The organism is Proteus penneri (assembly GCF_003144535.1).
GTDB lineage: Bacteria > Pseudomonadota > Gammaproteobacteria > Enterobacterales > Enterobacteriaceae > Proteus > Proteus penneri.
Genome location: NZ_PHFJ01000004.1, coordinates 139,569 through 162,417 on the forward strand (window position 1 = coordinate 139,569; position 22,849 = coordinate 162,417).

Consider the following 22,849-nt stretch of genomic DNA (forward strand, 5'->3'; position numbering starts at 1 on the left):
CCTAATATCTAAAAAAAAACCACATCAAATTAAAGAAAATAGTCTCTTTTTTATTTTTAATAACATTCAATAATAAAGAAGTGTTTTTATAAATATTCTGATATTTATCTTTATAAAAATGCAGTGATACTTATATAATATTTTTTGGGCGAAAAATGAATACAATACAGTGTGACAAAACCGAGCAATATAATTGTACTATTCAAAAAAAATCTTATTTTTATCCACAATATCAAATATTAGAAAATGAACAAAAAGCGATCTTTCTTATAAGAAAGAATGCACTTATATTACAAAATTGTACTGACACAGTGACAATTAATGAAAACCAAGTTCTTTTTCTACAACAAGGTAGTTATACAATAAAAACTCAAGGCGCAGAGCCTAGCGATATTATTTATATCCCTATTTCTGATGACTTCTTAAGAAACTTCATGTCTAAGCATAACGATATCTTGTGCCAAATAGAAAGAGATGAAGAGTTTTCTCGAGCCTTTATTTGTTTTCAAAACTCACCTCTCATTCAGTTTTGTAGTAATGGCTTTGAATATCTTACTGCTCAATCTTGTCCTGAAACTTTCACTCAATTACGCATTGAAGAGCTTTTAGTTCTATTGCTTTCAACTGAACAAGGTTCTGACTTAATGGCGTTATTTCGTCAACTTAGCCATCGTCAAGTTGATCGCTTAAAGATTTTTATGGAAAAAAATCATTTAAAAAATTGGAAGCTCAAACAATTTGCTCGAGAGTTTGGAATGGGATTAACAACGTTTAAAGAGCTTTTTAGTCATGTTTATGGTACTTCACCAAGAACATGGATCTGTGAAAGACGAATTATTTACGCACACCAACTACTGCTGACCACAGAAATGAGTATTGTTGATATCTCAATGGAATCAGGTTTTTCAAGCCAATCATACTTTACACAAAGCTATCATCGTCGTTTTAATATGACGCCAAGTAAAGCGAGAAATATCAGATCAAAATTATAAAAAATCCGACCGAATATCATAATATCTAAAAGCAATTTATAGTTAGAATACTTGAAATCTATTCTTATACGTGAATTGTATATCGTGATAAAAGAAAATATATATAGTACCAAAGCCCATTATTATGGCTATTTAGCCCTATTAAAAAAGATAATGGCATCAAATAATGAAGAAACTGTAGATAACTTGTTTGATCTACAGTTTTCTTTCCGCTCGAATAAAAACACTATTACTACATGTGATATTAATGAACAACAAATAAAAATACTAGCTCGGGTTTTATGCCGTGAAAGCTTAGACAGTTTATTACAGTCCACTTGGTTTTTACGAAAGAAATACTGCTTTGTTGTTATATCTAAAGAAGATATACGTGATGTTATTAATTTCGCAAATCATTTTCATGCAGAGCAACCATATTCAACAATAACACTGGCGGATTGGGATAAATCGTTAAAAGCAACGGTCAATATCAATGAGCATATGCGTTTAATTCAAGCTGTAATAAAACCACTTTTTATGTGGTGGGTTCAACACATTACACCTCAGCTTTTCACGCTTTATGACACAAAAAGAGAACTTGAGCTTCAAATTAAGCAGTGTGAAAATATTAAGTTATTTGAAGAAAAACAACTATCAAATAAAAGTGATTCTTTTTTATCTTTAAATGATATAAATATTAAACTTAATGCGGATAAAGCCAGACTAATTGTTATTGATGACTTATTACAGAGTAATATCCAGTTTCTCCTCGATAATTGGAAAAATGAACCTGTCTTTAATATTGAAATTAATAATACTTTAGATTACATCCAAAAAATAACACCGAATTCTGAATTAATAAAACCATTATGGAAGATTTTAAACAGTATTCCAGAACATCCTAAAAATTGTCAAAAATTAAAAGATTGGTTGCTAGAAAGAGAACTTTGCTTAAAGAACGATGAGTATTTATGGCGATAATAAAATTTCAGCTCTTCTCTAAATAAAAAGAAAAGAGCTGATGCTAACTTTTAATTATTCTATTTAATATCTAAAATCTCAATTGTTACAATAGACATGGATTCTGGAGGTACTTGCCCAGGTACACCATTTTTCCCATAACCGCCACTTGGTTTTATATAAATTTTGGCTTTACCATTGATACCCGCTTTTGCAATAAAGGTATTCAGTGGTAATGGCAGTTGACGGTAAGGTAAGATAAGTGGCTTAGATTTATCATAATTAAGAGTTACAGTACCGTCAGTCAATGATTCATGCATTGTAAATACAACTGTTTTACCTGTAATTGAAGCCACTGGTTTACCCTGTTTTAAGATTTTAAAATAGGTATTATCGTCATATTGTACGTAATTTTGTTTTTGGATCTCAGATAAAATGGATTTATTACGCTGGGCATTATCTTTTCCAATGATCGAATAAGCATAAGCAAGTTGCCCAGCAATCATTTGCCCTTCACCCGCCATTTTCTCAAGCTGCTCTTTTAGCGTTTTATTCTCTTTTAAAATATTATTAGTGTCTGTATTAACTTTTGCTAATTCAGCATCTTTTGCTTTAATTTGCTCATTTAATTTAGCAATAGATTCTGTTTGCTGTTGCTTTAATATACTGATTTTTTGTGTGTTTTCTGTATTCTGTTTTTCTAATTGTACTTTTGCTTCAGCTAATTGAGCACTCAATTTATCCGTCGTATTTTGCTTTTCAGCGAGTTGTTTTTCTAGTAATGCTAAAGCTTTCTCACTCTCTGTTTTGCTCGTGGTAACTTGAGCTAAGACGATATTATTCTCTTTAAATTGTGTATCTAATGTTTGATATTTCTCAGATAGCTCAGTTTGCGCTTTTTCTAATTTGGCTATCAGATTATTTTTATCAGCAATTAAATTATCAACAGCTTTTTCACCGGCAGATAAACTCTTCTTCAAATCAGCTAATTCAGTGACTTTATTATCTAACTGTGATTTTAATTCTGGGATCGCTTTTAATTTCTCATCCACTTGCTCTTTTTGCTGTTGAACAGCTAAAAGCGATTTATTAAGTTGAGTTTGTTCCTGATTACTTTTTTCAACTTGTATTTTTAGTTGTGCTATTTCTTTGCGTTGTTCCTCAACAAGTTTGCTATTAACATCTTGTTGCTTTTCTGCTTCTGCTACTTTTAATGCAAGTTCTTTAGATAAATCTTCACGTTCTGATGTGATCTTCAATAATGTACTTTGCAATTTATCTATTTCTTTTTTCGCAGAGTCATCTTTTAGCAATAGTTGAGCCTGTGTAAATTGAGTCTGCACATCTTCTTTCTCTTTCTTTATTATTGCTAATTGATTTTGTACATCTGTGAGTTGTTTAGTTAATTTTTCTTGTTCCGTTGTTATTGTTGATAACGAATTTTCTAATGTTGCTATCTCTTTATTTTTTACTGCTTCTAAATTAGCTAATTCTTGTTCTTTTTGCTTATTATTACCAACTAGCAATTGCTGAGATTCAACATACTGAGCTTGTATCGTTTCTTTTTCTTGTTCAATTTTAGCGAGTAATATCTGCTTTTCATTTAATTGGCTAATTAATTTTTCTTGCTCTAGTTTTATACTCTCAAGTGAACGTTGTAATTTATCAATCTCTTTTTTCGCGCTATCATCTTTTAACAGAGTTTGAGCCTGCTGATACTGAGATTGTAATTGTTCTTTTTCTTGCTCAAGCTGAGTATATTTTGCCTCTAAGGTTTTAAGTATTCCCGCTTGGTTTTCAAAATTTTGTTGCTGTTTTGCTAACTCTGTATTTTTTACTGTTGTTGCCTGTAATACGTTCTCTTTTTCAGATAATTGTTTAACTAATAAATCACGCTCTTTTTGTATTGTTTCTAAATCACTTTGTAGCTTAGCAACCGCCTGTTTTAACGTGTCATCAGTAAGTAGGTTGTTCGCTATAGCTAACTTTTCTTCTGTTTCAGCCAGCGTTAATTCAAGTTGTTTAATTTGGTTATTTGCATTTTGAAGTTTTTCCAAATGCTCTTTTGTTATAGCTGCCTGCTCAGTGTATTTTTGATACAACGATTGATATTTATTTCTCGTATCTGCTAAACGATTTAATAGCTCTTTATTAAAAAGCGGTTGTTTATGATCGAGTACAGAACGATTGAACTGATATGCAAAGTGAAAAGGGATAGCCGTAACAGAATAAAATGTTCCTGGAATAACATCTAACAAGAAATTGTCATTACGTTGAGGCTTTGTATAACTTTCTTTTGAATAAAGGGTCAACGGGTTATAAACCGTTGTATTATTTCTGTAGCTATAACGATTAAGATCCTCTGGTGTAAATTGTGGTTTTATAGGAACAAATGAAAGCAACGGAGTTAAATAACGAGTGTAATCACTCTCTAATTTTGAATAATTAGTGGGTAACACAAGGCAATTTTCTGCCAACGTAATATCAGGCGTCTTAATAGGTTCGACTGCTTGATTATCTGTTTTAGCTGGCGTAGAAGGTTTAACTTGTCGCTCTGGTTTTGTTTGTTGAGTCGCTGTTGTGGTGAGGTTTACTCTACGATTAACCTGACCAGTTCTCGTTGACGATGAAGTTATAGCAGATGTTTTAGGCTCAATTTTAATTGGCTCTTGCGTTTCAAAATAACGGTCAAAATCTTCAATAACAGAATTAAACTCATTATTGGCAAACGATAGCGTTGGAAACAGCATAAAAGCGAGACAAACACTCTGCTTTAATTTCATAGTAATTATTCACCTAATTTTTTTAATGTCGAATTAACTGACATAATCGACAAATAGCGAACTTTTGCACATAAAACTTCTGTTTTTGATTCAATGCTCATTTTTAATAAATCTAAGCTATCTTTACTTGCTGTACTTTGAACACTACGGTACATCGCATTGATTTCGCTAATTTCTTTAAATGCGCTCATCATAGATTTATAGTCAGATGGAGAAAAAGTTTTCAAAGAATCAAGTTGTTTGATACAAGCACTTTGAGGTGCTATCCCCAGTTTTCCTGCATCTACACCACTATCTACAGACTCTGATGAGGGTGCCATAGAAAGCGGTTGTGCAACTGCCACTGGCTGAGTTTGTACTACTGGCTGTGTAGTTTGTGCTGGCGCAGGCGTTTCAACTGGACGAGAATAATCAGTCCACGTACACCCAGATAATGTGAGAACGCTGGTTGCCATAAATACAGCAAGGACATTCTTTTTATTTTGTAATAAGGACATCATTTTTCCTTAATTCCGATCAGACTTAAATAAGAGCATATGAGTTGTCGCATTTTAAGCCATTTTATTATAATTTTCTATTACCTACTGCATACTAAATAAATAAGCTAGCGTCCTTAATTTCAATGAGTTCTCATATCAATTCATTTTTTTACTTAAAACACTACTTACATCACACTAAACACATCAATTTTTGAATATTGGATTTATTTAGTAAAGACGTTGTCATATAAACTATATCGTTTTTATATTATTAAGATAATACCAGATAATAATAAAAATAATAATACGAATTTTATCATTTAGTTACGCAACTTACGTGTAAAAATATTCTTGTATTCTGTTGCTGTTTTTGAATACAAAGATAAAATCAAAAAATGAATATCTAATATAAGAGTTGATATTCATTTTATCCTTCCAATAGGAGAACTAAGATGAGTCATTTTAAAATTGGTATCGTTGTTGGTAGTTTAAGAAAAGATTCGTTTAATAAACAAACAGCACATGCCTTAATTAAGTTATTTCCTCAAGAATTTACCTGTCAGTTTATTGATATTAGTACTCTTCCTCTCTATAACCAAGATGATGACAGCAATACCCCCGCCTCTGTTATCGATTTTAAACAGCAAATAAAAGCGTGCCAAGGCATCATATTCATCACACCGGAATACAACCGCTCAATACCCGGTGTGCTTAAAAATGCGATTGACCAAGCCTCTCGCCCTTATGGAACAAATGCTTGGAATGAAATTCCAGCCGGTATTATTGGCGTTTCAACCGGCAATATTAGTACCGCAATAGCTCAACAGCATTTACGTAATTCATTAGCCTTCTTGAATATGCCAACACTAAATCAACCAGAATGTTATCTAAAATGGTATGACGGAATGGTTGAGAATGGGAAGTTTTCAGAGAAAACAGCAACTTTTATACAAAGCTGGGTTGATGCCTACATTGCTTTTGTGAAGCAAAATAATCATTAATCAAACTCCAAAGAGCTTTATATAAAAAATATAAGCTCTTTTTTTATTACCAGAGCTAATGTAATTTATTGGGTTATAATATCCCCGCTGACAAATAAAAAATTTAATCTTTCATAGACAACAAATAACGACATCCCTTGCTGATTTCAATATTAAGCAATGTGAGACAAAAATAGATTATCTTTAAAAGATATATTCTTATTATTACAACTAAGAATTGTTTACTATACAACCAGCAATAAAGCCATTAAAAGAGAACTAAATTTAACATCAATTTTAATCATTTATCTTATTCATTATAATGTCAGAGGATATCAATAAAGCCTTAATCTACAGCCACATATAAAATTTACTATTTGATAATTATTTTTAATGTTTTATATTAGGTTAAAACACTAGACATAATGTGCGATATTTCTCTAAATAATATGCTTCTATAATTGTGATAAACAAAAAAATTACCTATATTACTCACCTATTAAATACTGGCAGGTAAACCATGGATAAAAATTTAAAAGAAATTGAATGCGAAATTGCCGCTCTAAAAATTGTTATCAAATCCTTACTTTCCACGCTAAGTGATAAACAACGAAGAGATATGTTGGCCAATATATCTGTAGTACTTGAGGATACATCGAACAAATATCCTCAACTCAATGAAATCATTAACTTAACTGAACAATATGTGAAGAAGCTTACTCAACCTTAATGAAAATGATATTTACTATTGCTATAAAATTTACCCCTTAGTTTTATAGGGTATTCTGTGATTTTCTACCCATTAATACAATGCTAAGTTAAATTTACTGAATATCTGTTTTTCAAATCTCAAATACCCTCATATTTACTGTTCTAATATACAACATGATAAAATCGTATATTCTTTATCAAGTTAATTTTTTCTTGGATTTTATTAAGTAATTAATTAATATAAAAAACAATTTATCACAAAGCAATAAACTGCCGTTCTTTTGAGGATCTTATGGAAAAAAAAGTTGTCAATATAGCGTATGAAATTGCGGCAGTGAAAGTAATTTTAAAAGCCTTGTTATTGACTTTGACAGATAAACAAAAAGAAAGAGTAATCCATGATATAAATAAGACCGTCAATGAGGCTTATCTCAATCATCCTCAATACCAAGATGTTATAAGCAAGACAGAACAATATATAAAAAAAATACTCTAAATATTGATTCTGTATTCTTTAGCACCCTCTCTTATTATTTATAATAAGCGAGGGGATGTATATCTTTATATTTAAAAAATCAAATCGCTTCAAGCTATAATATAATCACTGATTGACTATAAGAATTGAAATAGAAAGTACTTTTTGATTAATTGAATATAAATGAAATAATACTATTACTTATAGCTCACTTAATTTGGGTATAATTTTCTGTTTCTCATGGAAGATGTCATGAACTATGCTGTTTCAATACTCAATAAATGACTAAATTAAGCTTTATATTTATTATGTTCACGCGTCTAACGAGTAAAACTTACCACCTTAGACACATACTCTATGCATTTTTTATATCAACGATGAACAAAATTGAATTTTTGTACAGATAACTGTAATTCTTCGGTTTGCCTTTCTAATGAAATGGCCGCCGCTGAAACTTGTTCAACTAAAGAGGCATTCTGTTGCGTTACACCATCCATTTGGGTAATAGCTACACTCACTTGACCAATACCTTTACTTTGCTCTTCAGATGCAATCGTGATTTCTTTCATTATTGACGTTACCTGTTTAACTCCCGTCAAAATATCTTCCATCATTTTTTCCATATTACTCACTAATCTTGCACCTTTTTTTACGCGTGTTGTAGAATCAGCAATAAGGGCTTCAATCTCTTTCGCAGCTTTAGCACTATCTCCTGCTAAATTACGCACTTCATTGGCGACAACCATAAACCCTCGACCATGAGCTCCTGCTCTTGCCGCTTCTACTGACGCATTTAAAGCGAGTATATTCGTTTGAAAGGCAATGTTATTAATGACATTGATAATATCTGCAATCTGACTTGAACTATTAGAGATCCCATCCATCGTTGTTACAACAGATTCAGCTAATTCATTGCCTTTTTCAACAGTCACTGATGCAACTTCAGCCAATTCTCTCGCTTGATAAGCATGTTCCATATTCTGGTTAACAGCTGCGGTTATCTCTTCCATACTTGCTGCTGTTTGCTCTAATGCCTTTGCTTGCTCTTCTGTACGAGAAGCTAAATCGTTATTCCCTCTGGCAATTTCAGATGCACCACGATAAATATTATCACTTCCCATTCTGATCGTGCTTACCGCGTCATGTAAACTATTTTGCATATCATTTAATAACGGTATTAATCGCCCAGCACAGTTATTACCAAAAGGCTCTAGTGGCTGACTCAGATCACCTTCTGTAATTTTCACAAAATGTTGACGAATGCTTTCTAGTGGTTTTTGTAACATTACCACTAAATAACGATCAGTGAGGATCAGGATACATCCCCCTAAAATGGCGCTAATAATAATAACAATTTGTGTCACTTCAATAAGCTCATTCACTTCTTTAATCGTACTATCAATTTTTATATTTGCGACATTATTAAAGTTTTCACTCACATTACCTAATTCACGACTCAATGCTGGTGTTACATTTTTTGCATGATGTTCATATTGCTCTATGGTGCCATTGAGTGCTAATTCCATCTGCTTTTTTACGCCTTGCTCAAAAAGCGCTTGCCATATATCCATTAACTCTTTTGATACTTTTGCATCCATTGGCCCAGGAGAAACAGATTTCATATACGCAATCTGTTTTTCCATATTTTCCATCGCCAGCTGTGCTTGTGTAAAATCGACGTCTTTACCTTTTGCTTTTTCCTCAACAAGACGATTTAATCGAGAAGTGAATCGAAAATACTGATCATTTCCCATGCTAAGAGCAGCCATTTGCTTAATTATTTTATTATCAGATTGATTACCTTCAGATATTTTTGATAGTGACCATGCGCTATAAAAACTAACACTGCCAAATAACACACATAAAGTCCCCAATATGATTATCATCATCAGACGAATAGTAATGTTACGAAGTTTCTGCATCGAATTTCTCAACTAACAAGATAAAGTAAGCCCAATAGGGCGTAATGTACTCTTATCGACACTTTTTCAATTTATTTTAATTTTTTACTAAAGTTTTTTATAATTTGATTTTTTATTTTATATACATAAAAAGAGTTATGCGCAGGAAGCAAAAATGTTACTTATATATCATTTTTTATAATTCCAGATAAAAAACAAAAAATCATTTAAAATCAGAACGTTGATATAATGATTACGATAAAAATAAATAAGAAGCATTAAAGAGAGAAAAGAATAATTGAGGGGAAAAATAAGGTTTGGAATATTCTTAAATTAGCTAAATAAACATAAATGTTGAGTGGACAATATTGAGAGAGTATTTGAGGAAAAGAGTTTTTGGAGCGGGCGAAGGGAATCGAACCCTCGTATAGAGCTTGGGAAGCTCTCGTTCTACCATTGAACTACGCCCGCAGTTGTTTTTTCCAATTATACGCTCCCCTAATCTAACAGCAATCCCCTTCTTATTTAAGTGATTATTTAATCATCATGAAAAATATAATCTATTAATAATAAACATAAAAAAGCCACCTATCGGTGGCTTTCAATTAATTGCGATTCTTTAATTAGAATAACAATTATTTATTAGGACGCATTGCTGGGAATAAAATGACATCACGGATAGTATGACTATCAGTAAATAACATTACCATACGGTCAATACCAATACCTAAACCTGCTGTTGGCGGTAATCCATGTTCTAATGCCGTAATATAGTCATGGTCAAAGAACATCGCTTCTGCATCACCGGCTTCTTTTTGACGAACTTGATCTTCAAAACGTTCGGCTTGGTCTTGTGCATCATTAAGTTCTGAGAAACCATTACCAATTTCACGACCACCAATAAAGAATTCGAAGCGGTCAGTGATAAATGGATTATCGTCGTTACGACGAGCTAATGGTGAAACTTCTGCCGGATATTCAATGATAAAAGTTGGTTGAATTAAGTGACTTTCTGCAACTTCTTCAAAAATTTCACACTGAACACGGCCTAAGCCCCAGCTTTTCTCAATCTTAATACCAATAGATTGAGCAATAGCAACTGCCTTATCCATATCATCAAGATCAGCCATTACCGTTTCTGGACGATATTTGCAGATAGCTTCTTTCATGGTTAATTTGGCAAATGGTTTGCCAAAATCAAACTCTTGGTCGCCGTATTTCACTAACGAAGAACCCAATACATTTTCAGTTAATGTACGGAATAATTCTTCCGTTAATTCAATTAAGTCACGGTAATCTGCATACGCCATATAGAGTTCCATCATAGTGAACTCTGGGTTATGGCGTGGTGATACACCTTCATTACGGAAATTACGGTTGATTTCGAATACGCGATCAAAGCCACCCACAACTAAACGCTTTAAATATAGTTCAGGTGCAATACGCAGATACATATCAATATCTAACGCATTATGGTGAGTAATAAACGGACGCGCACTTGCTCCACCAGGAATGGTTTGCATCATCGGCGTTTCAACTTCCATAAAGCCTTTGTTCACCATAAATTGACGAATACCCGCCATAACTTGTGAACGAATTTGGAAAGTTTTACGTGATTCCTCGTTAGAAATTAGATCTAAATAACGCTGACGATAACGCATTTCTTGGTCAGCTAAACCGTGGAATTTATCCGGTAATGGGCGCAATGCTTTAGTTAATAAACGTACTTCTGTACAGTGAACACTTAATTCACCAGTTTTCGTTTTGAAAACTCGCCCACGAGCACCTAAGATATCGCCAAGATCCCATTTTTTAAATTGCTCGTTGTAGATACCTTCTGGCAAATCATCACGAGAAACATAAAGCTGGATGCGCCCCCCCATGTCTTGCAATGTAGCGAAAGATGCCTTGCCCATAATGCGGCGAGTCATCATACGACCTGCAATAGCAACTTCCACATTCGCTGCTTCTAACTCTTCTGCACTCATTGCATCATACTTTTGATGTAATTCGTTAGACAGAGAATCTCTGCGGAAATCATTTGGGAATGCGTTACCATTATCACGTAAAGCGGATAATTTTTCGCGACGTGTTTGCAGTTCGTTATTTAAATCAGGTGCCTGCTCCGCACCTTGTTGCTGTTGCGACATGTTTTTCCTCACAGGCCCGCTTTTAAGCTAGCTTCAATAAATTTATCAAGATCACCGTCTAATACTGCTTGTGTATTACGCGTTTCCACACCAGTACGTAAATCTTTAATACGTGAATCATCAAGAACATAAGAACGAATTTGACTACCCCAGCCAATATCGGACTTGTTATCTTCCATTACTTGCTTGTCTGCATTTTTCTTCTGCATTTCCAGCTCGTATAACTTCGCTTTCATCTGCTTCATTGCCTGATCTTTGTTCTTATGCTGAGAGCGATCGTTTTGGCATTGAGTGACAAGACCTGTAGGAACGTGGGTAATACGAACCGCAGATTCTGTTTTGTTGACGTGCTGTCCACCCGCACCTGAAGCACGATAAACGTCAATACGTAAATCAGCTGGGTTGATTTCAATATCAATATTGTCATCAACTTCAGGGTAAATAAAGGCAGAGCTAAATGAGGTATGGCGACGGCCACCGGAGTCAAATGGGCTTTTACGAACTAGGCGATGAACGCCTGTTTCTGTACGTAACCAACCATAAGCGTACTCACCAATAATTTTGATAGTCGCTGATTTTAATCCTGCAACATCACCGTCAGATTCTTCAATAATTTCAGTTTTAAAGCCTCTTGATTCAGCCCAACGTAAGTACATACGCATCAGCATACTTGCCCAATCTTGTGCTTCTGTACCACCAGAGCCAGCTTGTAAATCAAGGTAGCAATCCGCACTGTCATATTCACCAGAGAACATGCGACGGAATTCTAATTGCTCAAGCTTTTTATTTAACACATCTAATTCAGCAATGGCTTCGTTAAATGTCTCTTCATCATCAGCTTCAACCGCTAATTCAAGTAAACCAGAAACGTCTTCTAATCCTTGGTCTAATTGGTCGATAGTTTCTACGATAGCCTCAAGAGATGAACGCTCTTTTCCCAATGCTTGCGCCCTTTCTGGCTCATTCCACACATCAGGTTGTTCTAATTCAGCGTTAACTTCTTCTAAACGCTCTTTCTTGGCATCATAGTCAAAGATACCCCCTGAGAACATGTGTTCTTTCAGAGACTTCTTCAATTTGGTGTTTTACTGGGTTGATTTCAAACATGCTTTTTCGTCTTTATGTTGTTTTCAAAAACAATTGGAATAAATTTTGAACCGCATATTGTAACGGATATATCCACGGGTTTATAGCATTTATATACAATTGTCTACTCAATAGTTGTTGTCATAACAACGTTTTACTTTATATCACAATAAATTGCTTAAATTATTCGTATTAACAAGGCCAAATGTGCTCAACAAGCAGTTGCGCATTTCTTTGCCCTCTAAATTCATTCACATCTAATCGATAAGCTAACTCAACGGTTTTAATACTGTTATCAGGCCAAATATTGATATCAACATTAAATGCTATAGCATCAATCATAAGATGACTATTTACTGGCTGAAGCATCATTTTTAAATGCTTACTGCCTACAATACGCTGTTGCAATAACGTAAATTTGCCATCAAATAATGGCTCAGGAAAAGCTTGCCCCCATGGGCCTGCTTCTCTTAGCATTTCAGCGATAGGTAGCGATAATTGATTTTCCGTTAGTTCACCATCAGATAAAATAACACCTTGCAACTGCTCGTCAGAAACCAATTCAGACATTAAAGAGGAAAAATGACGCTGAAATAGCGGGAATTTATCTTCTTCAAGTGAAAGTCCTGCCGCCATTGCATGCCCACCAAATTTGAGCATCAGACCTGGGTTTAATGTATTTAATCGCTCTAACGCATCCCTGAGATGTACCCCACTGATTGAACGACCTGAGCCTTTTAATAGACCATCCCCGCTAGGGGCAAAAGCAATAACAGGGCGATGTAATTTTTCTTTAATGCGAGACGCTAAAATCCCCACAACACCTTGATGCCATTCAGGATGATAAATTGCTAAACCATTCGGCAAGTCATGTTGAGTGCCCATAAATTGACGGAAAATAGTGGAGGCTTCTTCTTGCATACCCGCTTCAATTTCACGACGAGTTTGATTTAAGCCATCAAGTTCATTAGCAATTTCACGCGCAGAGCCAATATTATCGGTTAAAAGTAAAGCGACACCCACAGACATATCATCAAGACGCCCAGCTGCGTTTAAGCGAGGCCCTAAAGAAAAACCTAAGTCACTACTAACCAATTGAGAGAGCTCTTTACGAGAAACTTCCGTAAGTGCCTTTATCCCTACGCAACAACGACCCGCTCTAATTCGGCGTAATCCTTCATAAACAAAAATACGATTATTTTCATCTAGAGGAACAACATCTGCCACAGTACCTAGCGCTACTAAATCGAGAAAATCCGCCATATTGGGGCGAGGCAAGTTTTGTTGCTCAAACCAACCTTGTTTTTCTAATTCAGCTCTTAATGCCGTCATTAAATAGAACGTAACACCAACGCCCGCTAATGCTTTAGATAAAAAAGGACAATCAGAAAGATTAGGGTTAATAATCGCATCAGCAGCAGGTAATGTTTGTCCCGGCAAATGGTGATCTGTTACTAGAACTCGAATACCGTATTCATGGGCAGTTTCCACCCCTTCAAAAGAGGAAATACCATTATCAACAGTAATAATGAGATCAACCCCTTTTTTTGCAACATCATGAACAACTTGAGGGCTTAAGCCATAACCATCATCAAAGCGATTAGGAATATGATAGCTTACTTGCTTAAATCCCATTTGGCGTAATGCTTTGATAGCCAATGCTGTACTGGTTGCACCATCAGCATCAAAATCACCAACAATCACGATACGAGATTGCTGTTTTAAAGCCTCTATGAGTAATGAAATTGCCGTTTTAATTCCTGTTAATGCTTGGTAATGAAGTAAGCCTTTTAACGATCGTTCTAGTTGAACTTCGGATGTTATTCCACGATTAGCATAAATCTGTCGTAATAAAGGATCTAAGTTATCCGGCAATTGAGTTGCCTGTGCAATTCGACGACGTAGTGTCGGTTCAATAGTGACCATAAAACGTGATTACTTCTCTTTTTTATCTAATAATTCAATAAGGTTTTGAGCAGAAATATATCCACCATAAATACTCGCATTAGGTAACACAATAGCAGGTGTGCCTTGAATTCCTATCATGGTGCCTAATTTAAAATGTTCATTAATATTGATTTTTTTACATTCATCAATGGGAATAATTTTGTCACCTTTAAATGCACTGTCTAACGATTTATTAGGGAAACCGCTACACCACACCGCATTCATTTCTTTACTCACAATATTATTGCCAACACCATTACGAGGAAATGCTAAATAACGGACCGTTATCCCCTGTTTATTCAGCTCAGGGACTTCTTGGTGAAGTTTTTGACAGTAAGGACAACTAATATCAGTAAAAATGGTGATCACATGGCGTTCATTACGCGCTTTATAAACGATCATTTCATTTTTAAGTGAATCTACTTTTTTCATAATAACTTGATTGGCAATACTAACAGGCTCACCGCTGCTGATATTATAAATAGGGCCTGCTGTTAGATATTTACCATCGTCAGTAATGTAAAAAATACCTTTATCTGATAACACCGCATTTAATCCAACAATCGGGGTTGGTTGAATGCTTTCTGCTTTAATTTGCATTTTAGCCAATTGCGCTTCAATAGAAGCATTGTCAGCAAGCACAGGCATTGACACCATGCTTAATAGTATTGGCAACCAGCGTAATTTCTTTTTCATTTAAATTCCTATTTAATGCCAGCGTGTTGATGGCTATCCCCTTGGATGATGTTGCTGATGAAGCACTTTCAAGCGCTCTGTTGCAACATGGGTATAAATCTGTGTTGTAGAGAGGTCACTGTGCCCCAATAACATCTGTACAACACGCAAGTCTGCTCCATGATTTAAAAGATGTGTTGCAAATGCATGGCGCAACACATGGGGTGATAACTTTTCAGTATCAATTCCAGCAATCACAGCATAATGTTTTATCCGATGCCAGAAAGTTTGTCGTGTCATTTTCTGCCCTCTTAGGCTAGGAAAAACAATATCGTCTGTTTTTCCTTGCATTAAAGTGGGTCTTCCATATTGCAGATATTGTTCTAACCAGTAAATAGCCTCTTCCCCTAAAGGGACAAGTCGTTCCTTATCGCCCTTACCGATCACTCTTAATACACCTTGCCGTAAGCTGATATCAGAAAGAGATAACCCCACTAATTCAGACACACGAAGCCCACAGGCATAAAGCACTTCAAGCATTGCTTTATCACGTAATTCTAATGGTTCATCAATACAAGGGGCATTGAGTAAATCATCAACTTGTTGCTCGCTTAAATCTTTTGGTAAACGCTTAGGAAGCTTAGGGGTTGAAAGCAATGCGCTAGGATCGTCTAAACGTAATTTTTCACGATATAAATATTGGAATAACCGACGCATTGTACTGAGTAATCGAGCTGCACTGCTGGCTTTATAACCTTCATCTAAACGCGTCGCGAGAAAAGATTGCAAATCCAAAGTAGAGACTGACAACCAATCTAATTGATGATGTGCAAGCCATTGCCCTAATGCTTGCAAGTCTAAGCGATAAGAGCTAAGCGTATTTGCGGATAAGCCTTGCTCTAACCAAATATTGTCGAGAAATTGTTCAATGATAATATCTGTATCTTCATTGATCTGAGTTGTCTTTTTTATCGATAATTTGGTTTGTGACACAGTCTGACTCTCCCTCTCTTTAGCTTATCGCCTTTACATTATGCCTTATAAAAAAATTTTTCTGGTACAATAGTGACCTTTATTGGCAAAAATATCCTAGAAATCTTTATGAAAATTGGTCTATTTTACGGTTCCAGTACCTGTTACACCGAAATGGCAGCAGAAAAAATTCGTGATATTCTCGGTGAAGAGTTCGTTGATCTTCATAATGTTCAAGAGTGTGATATCACGCTTATGGAGCAATATGACATCCTTATTTTAGGTATTCCCACTTGGGATTTTGGCGAGATCCAAGAAGATTGGCTCAATATTTGGGACACGTTGCCAACATTAAATTTAAAAAATAAACTTATTGCCATGTACGGAATGGGTGACCAAGTCGATTACAGCGAATGGTTTCTTGATGCGCTGGGTATGCTCTATCATCATTTATTACCAAGTGGTGTTAAATTTATTGGTTTCTGGCCTGTCGATGGATATGAATTTATCAGCCCCAAACCTTTATCAGATGATGGCAAACATTTTGTTGGTCTTGCATTAGATGACGTCAACCAGTTTGAAGAGACTGATGAACGTTTATCACAATGGTGTATGCAAATTCTACGTGAAATAGAAGAAAACTTATAAATTTAATATCCAGATATTAAATATCTGGATATTGCATTAATAACTGAGAGAAGTTACGCCACTCATTTTCAGTCATACTATCAAATGCAACCCATAACGTGATTTGCTTTTTATTTAGAATAGAAGTCAATGTTATTCGAGTGCCAAAACGGCTTATCCAAGGACGTTTCGTTATTTGCCATTCATGTAGTTTCCATTGAATTCGATTGCCATTTAGTAAAATAAAATCTCCTTTGATACGGCTAATATTCTTTTGTGTGAAATACCAACTGCTTATCAGGAGAAGTAACAATGGCACCCAAACATAAATAAAATCAGGTGGCCATGGATACAACAGTAAAGCTATCACAAAGGCAACATAAGCAACCGTTGAGAAGAGTTGAGTGAACCATGATACTGTGAGGTGCGATTTCCATAAAATCACGAGTTATATTCACTCCTGCTATAATTCTATATAGATAGAAATAAGTTAAAGATAATAAAAAACCAACCTATTTATAATGTAACTTCCTTCTTAACCTTGCAAATAGTTTATCTTATATTTTAGCTTGATTATTAATTGTTAATTTTTCTATTTAATCTGTGTTTAAAAAACACAATTTAATAATAAGTACGTAATTTTTATTCTTTTTTAATTGCTGTTTTAATAAAATAAGCATACCCGATCGACTAAATATCCAGAAGATAATCGTGAAAAAAAATCATTTAAACGATAATTTATAGAGATAACACGCATTTTTATCGCAAACCTGTTTTTTATTTCATCACATTTTAGAACATGAATAATATTATTTTTATATAAAAATAAAAAAACGCCTTTATGAGATAATAAAAGCGTCATTTATAATCAACAAAAAATTATTATTTAGCCTATCGCTGATTTTATACGTTTTTTTTATTAATATTTATCAACGATTTCCGCCATCCTAGCTTTATTGCGATCTTGAATTAATTTCACCATATAATAGAGCTCATCATCATCAGGGCGTCCATGATTCATTAACCAGTTAAATAAATCAGGATCTGCACACTCTAGTAAACGAACAAAAAGTGCTTTATCGTTATCAGATAGCGTATCGTACTCATTCTCGAAAAAAGGCATGATAGAAATATCTAGTTCACGCATTCCACGACGACATGCCCAGTTAATTCGTGCTTTATTCTCTATATCGATAGTCATACTCTGCTCTTTACATTGTTCAAATCAAGAAATACCACTATTTCTTCCTAGCATTGATGATAGTCTTATCGCAAAATTTTTAACATCAAAATGATCACAGTTTGCATGTTTAGTCTCATAGACAACCTATTGAACACACATTCATTTGTTATTTATCAAGTTCATTTTCTGTGCGTTAAAAATAATAATGACTTGCATTGTCTTGTCACTCTTTTACCATAACCGATGTATCTGATTAATTTAATAGCTGGTGACATCATGACTCAAAATTCTATTCAGGCTAAACGCCCTCATGCAGCAATCAATTTGCCATTAACACTGGTTTCTTTAGATGAATGGTCACTGATAACAGCAACAGGTGCTGACAGTGAAAAGTATCTACAAGGTCAATTAACAACGGATATTGCAGCACTTCCAACAACGACACATACATTGGCTGCACACTGTGAAGCAAAAGGTAAAATGTGGAGCACACTTCGCTTATTCCACCAGCAAGAAGGTTTTGCTTATATTCTGCGTAAAAATATCGCACAAAAACAACTTGCCGAATTAAAAAAATATGCCGTATTCTCAAAAGTAACCCTAGCTGAAAATACAGATAGCGTTTTATTAGGATTAGCTGGACAAGGTGCAGCTCTTGCATTAGCTGATTACTTTCCAAATATCCCTCGTAAAGCAAACGAAGTCGTTAATCATGATAATACTTATATTCTTCAACTGCCTTTACCTACCGAACGCTTTTTAATCGTAACTGATGAAGAAACAGCAAAAAATCTTGTAGCAACATTAAAAGCAGAAACCAGTAATAGTGAGCAATGGTTAGCTTTAGATATTGAGGCTGGATATCCTATTATTGATACTCCAAATATTGAGCAATTCTTACCTCAAGCAACAAACCTACAAGCATTGCCACTGAGCATCTGCTTTAAAAAAGGATGTTATACAGGGCAAGAGATGGTCTCTCGTGCGAAATTTAGAGGTGCCAATAAACGTGCAATGTATCTGTTATCAGGTGGTGGTACTGAGTTACCTGAGATCGGAGGTAGCATTGAGTGGCAATTGGGTGAAGATAAATGGCGTAAAACGGGCACTGTATTAAGCGCTGTACGTATGGCTGATAATACTATTTTGGCTGAAGTTGTTATGAATAACGATATGGAGTTCGATAGTGTATTTCGAGTTCAAGGCGATAGCACCAGTCGTTTATCCATTAAACCACTGCCTTATTCTTTAGAAGAAGAGTAATTCTTATTTATCATAACCAATACGGATTTTTATGACACAATTACCTAAAGGCGCATTTGGCCCCTTCTCTGATACGATTAACTTTATTATGGAGTTAGATAAACTTAAACGTGTTTATCGTAAAAATAATGTATTAGACAATAGCCGTTCTGAAAATACAGCAGAACATAGCTGGCATTTTGCGGTTGCTGCAATGAGTTTCCAACCTTATGCGGGCGATATTGATATGGGGCGTGCTATTCAATTAGCTTTAGTCCACGATATCGTTGAAATCGACGCTGGCGACGTTATGGTGTATGACGTTGCGGCACGTGAAGCTATCAAAGAACACGAGCAAAAAGCGGCAAGACGCATTTTTGCTTTATTACCCTCCCCACAAAGTGAATATTTCCTCAATTTATGGTTGGAATATGATGCTGCTGAAACACCCGAGTCTCAGTTTGCTAATATTCTTGATCGCACCATGCCAATGCTGATGAATTTACATAATGAAGGTCAAAGTTGGGTAGAAAATAATATCCGCTTAGAACAAGTATTAGCGCGCAATCTGTTTATTGAAAAACAGTGGCCAGAATTTTGGCAATATCTCTACCCTCAATTATTAGAGGCGCAGAAAAAAGGCTGGTTGAAGTAACAACAAAAAAATACCGATGGCTAACTTAACCATCGGTATTTAATTTAGGAATATTGTTAGATTAAAGCTTATTCATAATCACTAATTGGCGCACATGAACAATGTAAATGGCGGTCGCCATACACATCATCCAGACGTTTAACCGCAGGCCAATATTTGTTTTGTTTCGTTGCTTCACTTGGGAATACAGCACACTCTCGGCTATAACCGTGTGACCACTCTTGCACTAATTCATATTGTGTATGAGGTGCATTAACTAATGGATTGTCATCAATTGGCCATACACCTTTATCTACCTGTGCAATTTCAGCCCGAATAGAAAGCAGAGCTTCAATAAAGCGATCAATTTCCACTTTGCTTTCTGATTCTGTCGGCTCAATCATCAATGTACCCGCAACAGGGAATGACATGGTTGGAGCGTGAAATCCATAGTCAATTAAACGCTTAGCCACATCCATTTCACTGATACCGTAATTCGCTTTTAATGGACGAATATCGATAATACATTCATGTGCGACATAACCATCAGCGCCAGCATAAAGAATGTCATAGTCATTTTTCAGACGTTGCGCGATATAATTCGCATTTAAGATTGCCACTTGGCTTGCTTGTTTAAGCCCTTGAGACCCCATCATACGAATATACATCCAACTAATGGGGAGTATTGAAGCGCTACCAAATTGGGCTGCAGAAACCGCGCCTTGTGTGGTGACATTCTCCATTTCAACAACAGAATGTCCCGGTACAAATGGTGCTAAGTGTGATTTCACACCAATAGGTCCCATACCTGGGCCACCACCGCCATGAGGAATACAGAAAGTTTTATGTAAGTTTAAGTGAGAAACATCAGAGCCAATAAAGCCCGGTGTTGTGATCCCCACTTGCGCATTCATATTGGCACCATCAAGATAAACTTGTCCGCCATATTGATGAATGATTTCACAAACTTCACGAATACCTTCTTCATAAACACCATGCGTTGATGGGTATGTCACCATTACACAAGAGAGTTCAGCTTGATGTTTTTCTGCTTTAGCTTTTAAGTCTGCAATATCAATATTGCCGTTATCATCACATCCCACCACCACTACCGTCATTCCCGCCATATGAGCAGAAGCAGGGTTAGTACCATGAGCTGAACTTGGGATCAAACAGATATGTCGCGTTCCTTCCCCACGACTTTGGTGATAACGACGAATAGCTAATAAACCTGCATATTCACCTTGAGCACCCGAGTTTGGTTGCATACACATTGCATCATAACCGGTTAATGCAGCAAGCCAATTAGCCAATTGCCCAATCATGACCTGATAACCTTTCGCTTGATAAGCTGGGCAGAATGGATGTAGCTCTGTAAATTCAGGCCATGTAATAGGGATCATTTCAGCTGCAGCATTAAGTTTCATCGTACATGATCCTAATGGGATCATCGCTTGATTCAATGCTAAGTCTTTATTTTCCAAACGATGCATATAGCGCATCATTTCTGTTTCACTGTGATACTGATGAAAGTTTTCATGTGTCAGCACAGTGTCTTTACGTTGCATAGATGCGGGAATAGATGCTGAAGATGAAGCGACTTGTTTATCAAGTGTATCAATATCACCCACCAATGCTTTACCACTGATAATTTCAACTAGCTTTAATACATCTTCACGAGTTGTAATCTCGCTTAATGTGACACCAACGGCACCCACAATATCAGTGCGCAAGTTAATTTCAGCGTCTTTTGCACGTTGTAATACAGCGGCTTTATCTGCAGTTTCAACTGTTAAGGTATCAAACCAAGTTTGATGGCGTAAGGCCATGCCATTTTGCTGTAAACCCGCCGCCAAAATATCCGTTAAACGATGAATACGTTGAGCGATAGTTTTTAATCCTTCTGGCCCATGATAAACCGCATACATAGCAGCAATGTTGGCAAGCAAAACTTGAGATGTACAGATATTGGAGTTGGCTTTTTCACGACGAATATGCTGTTCACGCGTTTGCATTGCCATGCGTAATGCCCGATTACCCGCAGCATCACGAGATACCCCAATAATACGCCCTGGCATTGCTCGTTTATATTCATCACGACAAGCAAAGAATGCTGCATGAGGGCCACCATATCCCATCGGTACACCAAACCGTTGTGCTGAACCTAATACGATATCAGCGCCTTGATGACCCGGTGCTGTTAATACCACCAGCGCCATTAAATCGGCAGCAACACTAGTAATGATTTTGCGTTCTTTCAGTTCAGCCAATAACTTACTGTAATCATGAACTTCACCCGTTGTGCCGACTTGTTGTAATAGCACACCAAAAACACCTTCAAGTTCCAATACTTTCTCAGCTTTATCAACAACAACATCAAAGCCAAAGGTATCTGCACGAGTTCTGACAACATCTAAGGTTTGAGGATGAATATCATCAGCGACAAAGAAACGATCTGCATTTTTTAGTTTGCTTACACGTTTTGCCATCGCCATTGCTTCAGCTGCAGCCGTTGCTTCATCTAGCAATGATGCAGAGGCGAGATCCATTCCTGTATAATCGATTGTCACCTGTTGGAAATTCAGTAATGATTCTAAACGACCTTGAGATACTTCTGGCTGATACGGTGTATAAGCGGTATACCAACCCGGATTTTCTAATAAATTACGCAAAATCACAGGCGGTAATACAGAAGGCGCGTACCCCATTCCAATATAAGAAGTAAAGCGTTTATTTTGGCTAGCGATCGCTTTCAATTCAGCTAAGGCTTCTTGCTCTGTTGCCCCAGCACCCACATTCGGTGGTGTTTCTAATTGAATATTATCTGGAACAATTTTTTGAGTTAATTCATTTAATGAGGAGACGCCAACAGCACTGAGCATCTCTTTAATCTGTTCTGGTGATGAACCAATATGGCGACGAATAAATTCATCGCGATACTCTAACTGATTTAAAGTCTGTGTCATTGCAAGTAATTTCCTGAATTCACTATGATATGGATAGGTAAATAGCACACGGCTTAAAGCGCGTTAAGACAGCATTACGATAACAAGCTAACAAATGAAAACGCCCC

Annotated in this window: 19 protein-coding genes and 1 tRNA gene; 8 read left to right on the top strand and 12 right to left on the bottom strand. The window is 35.8% G+C overall.

Annotated features, from left to right (window positions below):
* The first annotated feature begins 155 nt into the window (after positions 1-155).
* Together CUB63_RS07205 and CUB63_RS07210 are read left to right on the top strand one after the other, a co-directional pair.
* Positions 156-992 (top strand): helix-turn-helix transcriptional regulator, encoded by an 837-nt coding sequence (locus CUB63_RS07205; RefSeq protein ID WP_109847766.1) that lies wholly within the window; start codon positions 156-158, stop codon positions 990-992.
* Positions 993-1,076: 84 nt separating this feature from the next.
* Positions 1,077-1,952, top strand: coding sequence for a T3SS regulon anti-activator ExsD domain-containing protein (locus CUB63_RS07210; RefSeq protein ID WP_109847767.1), 876 nt, complete (start codon positions 1,077-1,079; stop codon positions 1,950-1,952).
* 59 nt (positions 1,953-2,011) lie between these two features.
* On the opposite strand, the gene CUB63_RS07215 is transcribed toward CUB63_RS07210, so the two are convergent.
* A complete protein-coding gene (locus CUB63_RS07215) occupies positions 2,012-4,714 on the bottom strand; it encodes a sugar transporter (RefSeq protein ID WP_109847768.1) in 2,703 nt (900 codons plus the stop codon).
* Positions 4,715-4,719: 5 nt separating this feature from the next.
* Positions 4,720-5,214 (bottom strand): hypothetical protein, encoded by a 495-nt coding sequence (locus CUB63_RS07220; protein WP_006533661.1) that lies wholly within the window; start codon positions 5,212-5,214, stop codon positions 4,720-4,722.
* A gap of 431 nt (positions 5,215-5,645) precedes the next feature.
* Between CUB63_RS07220 and CUB63_RS07225 the strand changes: the two genes are divergently transcribed.
* The 3 genes from CUB63_RS07225 (at position 5,646) to CUB63_RS07235 (ending at position 7,380) form a co-directional block, all read left to right on the top strand.
* Entirely contained in the window at positions 5,646-6,194 is a 549-nt protein-coding gene (locus CUB63_RS07225; RefSeq protein WP_006533662.1) for an NADPH-dependent FMN reductase, read from the top strand.
* A gap of 499 nt (positions 6,195-6,693) precedes the next feature.
* Positions 6,694-6,903 (top strand): sigma-S stabilization anti-adapter protein IraP, encoded by a 210-nt coding sequence (locus CUB63_RS07230; RefSeq protein ID WP_006533663.1) that lies wholly within the window; start codon positions 6,694-6,696, stop codon positions 6,901-6,903.
* A gap of 273 nt (positions 6,904-7,176) precedes the next feature.
* On the top strand, positions 7,177-7,380 hold the full coding sequence (locus tag CUB63_RS07235; protein ID WP_109847769.1) for a hypothetical protein: 204 nt from the start codon (positions 7,177-7,179) through the stop codon (positions 7,378-7,380).
* A gap of 350 nt (positions 7,381-7,730) precedes the next feature.
* On the opposite strand, the gene CUB63_RS07240 is transcribed toward CUB63_RS07235, so the two are convergent.
* From CUB63_RS07240 to xerD, 7 genes are all read right to left on the bottom strand, one after another.
* Entirely contained in the window at positions 7,731-9,281 is a 1,551-nt protein-coding gene (locus CUB63_RS07240; protein WP_109847770.1) for a methyl-accepting chemotaxis protein, read from the bottom strand.
* A gap of 376 nt (positions 9,282-9,657) precedes the next feature.
* A tRNA-Gly gene (locus tag CUB63_RS07245) sits at positions 9,658-9,731 on the bottom strand.
* Positions 9,732-9,895: 164 nt separating this feature from the next.
* The gene (gene lysS / locus CUB63_RS07250; protein WP_109399796.1) at positions 9,896-11,410 is read right to left on the bottom strand and encodes a lysine--tRNA ligase; all 1,515 of its coding nucleotides are present in this window, start codon (positions 11,408-11,410) and stop codon (positions 9,896-9,898) included.
* A gap of 8 nt (positions 11,411-11,418) precedes the next feature.
* Positions 11,419-12,517 (bottom strand): peptide chain release factor 2 gene (gene prfB / locus CUB63_RS07255; protein WP_109399795.1). Its coding sequence is split into 2 segments (ribosomal slippage): positions 11,419-12,441 and positions 12,443-12,517, totalling 1,098 coding nucleotides; the frame shifts between segments, so codons are not numbered across the junction.
* 171 nt (positions 12,518-12,688) lie between these two features.
* Positions 12,689-14,422 carry a single-stranded-DNA-specific exonuclease RecJ gene (recJ, locus tag CUB63_RS07260; RefSeq protein ID WP_109847771.1) on the bottom strand — a complete coding sequence of 578 codons (1,734 nt, stop codon included), beginning with the start codon at positions 14,420-14,422 and terminating at the stop codon, positions 12,689-12,691.
* Between the two features lie 9 nt (positions 14,423-14,431).
* Complete coding sequence (gene dsbC, locus CUB63_RS07265) at positions 14,432-15,139, bottom strand: bifunctional protein-disulfide isomerase/oxidoreductase DsbC (protein ID WP_109847772.1); 708 nt, start codon at positions 15,137-15,139, stop codon at positions 14,432-14,434.
* Between the two features lie 33 nt (positions 15,140-15,172).
* Positions 15,173-16,111 (bottom strand): site-specific tyrosine recombinase XerD, encoded by a 939-nt coding sequence (gene xerD, locus CUB63_RS07270; protein ID WP_006533672.1) that lies wholly within the window; start codon positions 16,109-16,111, stop codon positions 15,173-15,175.
* 108 nt (positions 16,112-16,219) lie between these two features.
* Between xerD and fldB the strand changes: the two genes are divergently transcribed.
* On the top strand, positions 16,220-16,738 hold the full coding sequence (gene fldB / locus CUB63_RS07275) for a flavodoxin FldB (RefSeq protein ID WP_109847829.1): 519 nt from the start codon (positions 16,220-16,222) through the stop codon (positions 16,736-16,738).
* Between the two features lie 16 nt (positions 16,739-16,754).
* On the opposite strand, the gene CUB63_RS07280 is transcribed toward fldB, so the two are convergent.
* Together CUB63_RS07280 and sdhE are read right to left on the bottom strand one after the other, a co-directional pair.
* Entirely contained in the window at positions 16,755-17,162 is a 408-nt protein-coding gene (locus CUB63_RS07280) for a protein YgfX (RefSeq protein WP_109847773.1), read from the bottom strand.
* Positions 17,163-17,636: 474 nt separating this feature from the next.
* Positions 17,637-17,912 (bottom strand): FAD assembly factor SdhE, encoded by a 276-nt coding sequence (gene sdhE, locus CUB63_RS07285; protein WP_072063493.1) that lies wholly within the window; start codon positions 17,910-17,912, stop codon positions 17,637-17,639.
* A 264-nt stretch (positions 17,913-18,176) separates the two neighbouring features.
* On the opposite strand from sdhE, the gene ygfZ reads away from it, so the two are divergent.
* Together ygfZ and CUB63_RS07295 are read left to right on the top strand one after the other, a co-directional pair.
* Positions 18,177-19,163, top strand: coding sequence for a tRNA-modifying protein YgfZ (gene ygfZ, locus CUB63_RS07290; protein WP_109847774.1), 987 nt, complete (start codon positions 18,177-18,179; stop codon positions 19,161-19,163).
* A gap of 31 nt (positions 19,164-19,194) precedes the next feature.
* Positions 19,195-19,797: an HD domain-containing protein gene (locus CUB63_RS07295; RefSeq protein WP_109399790.1), complete on the top strand. Its 603-nt coding sequence runs from the start codon at positions 19,195-19,197 to the stop codon at positions 19,795-19,797.
* Positions 19,798-19,865: 68 nt separating this feature from the next.
* Here CUB63_RS07295 and gcvP read toward each other — a convergent pair whose 3' ends face one another.
* On the bottom strand, positions 19,866-22,742 hold the full coding sequence (gcvP, locus tag CUB63_RS07300; protein ID WP_109847775.1) for an aminomethyl-transferring glycine dehydrogenase: 2,877 nt from the start codon (positions 22,740-22,742) through the stop codon (positions 19,866-19,868).
* Between the last annotated feature and the right edge of the window lie 107 nt (positions 22,743-22,849).